This is a genomic window from Ancylobacter mangrovi, assembly GCF_024752355.1.
In the GTDB taxonomy this organism is placed as follows: Bacteria; Pseudomonadota; Alphaproteobacteria; order Rhizobiales; family Xanthobacteraceae; genus Ancylobacter; species Ancylobacter mangrovi.
In genome coordinates this window covers 1-907 of record NZ_JANTHZ010000021.1, presented here as the reverse complement: position 1 = coordinate 907, position 907 = coordinate 1, and the positions used below count along the sequence as shown (strand labels likewise).

Annotated in this window: 1 protein-coding gene; it reads left to right on the top strand. The window is 67.4% G+C overall.

The window, feature by feature from the left end; all coding sequences use genetic code 11:
• The first annotated feature begins 16 nt into the window (after window positions 1-16).
• Window positions 17-907, top strand: a complete 891-nt coding sequence (locus NVS89_RS22880; RefSeq protein ID WP_258735094.1) for a 2-hydroxy-3-oxopropionate reductase — start codon at window positions 17-19, stop codon at window positions 905-907.

Here is a 907-nt window from a genome sequence, read left to right as displayed (position 1 = left end):
AAGCGAGGACGAAACGATGGCGAAGGTTGGATTTGTAGGTCTCGGGATCATGGGCGCGCCGATGGCGGGTCACCTGATCGACGCGGGCCACACGCTTTATCTGTACGACATCAAGCCGGTCCCGGCGGACCTGACGGGCAAGGGCGGCATCGCCTGCGCCAACGGGACCGAGGTGGCGTCGAACGCCGACATCATCATCATCATGGTGCCCGACACCCCGCATGTGGGGGCGGCGCTGTTCGGCGAGGGCGGCATCGCCGCCGGCCTGTCGGCGGGCAAGATCGTGGTCGACATGTCGTCGATCGCCCCGGTCGAGACCAAGGAATACGCGAAGAAGGTCAACGCGCTCGGCTGCGACTATCTGGACGCGCCGGTGTCGGGCGGCGAGGTCGGGGCCAAGGCGGCCTCGCTGACCATCATGGTCGGCGGTCCGGACAAGGCGTTCGAGACGGTGAAGCCGCTGTTCGAGAAGATGGGCAAGAACATCACGCTGGTGGGCGGCAACGGCGACGGTCAGACCACCAAGGTGGCGAACCAGATCATCGTGGCGCTGACCATCCAGGCGGTGGGCGAGGCGCTGCTATTCGCCTCCAAGGCGGGGGCGGACCCGGCCAAGGTGCGCCAGGCGCTGATGGGGGGCTTCGCCAATTCGCGGATCCTCGAGGTGCATGGCGAGCGGATGGTGAAGCGGACCTTCGACCCCGGTTTCCGGATCGAGCTGCACCAGAAGGACCTGAACCTGGCGCTGAACGGGGCGCGCCAGCTGCAGATGGCGCTTCCCGCGACCGCGGTGGCGCAGCAGCTGTTCTCGGCCTGTGCGGCCAATGGCGGGGCGGCGTGGGACCACTCGGCGCTGGTCAAGGCGCTGGAGATGATGGCCAACCACACCGTCATGCCCGACGCCTGA

Bases quoted from the DNA above. Each gene is read 5' to 3' on its own strand.
- NVS89_RS22880 (WP_258735094.1), top strand. From the start codon at position 17: ATGGCGAAGGTTGGATTTGTAGGTCTCGGGATCATGGGCGCGCCGATG.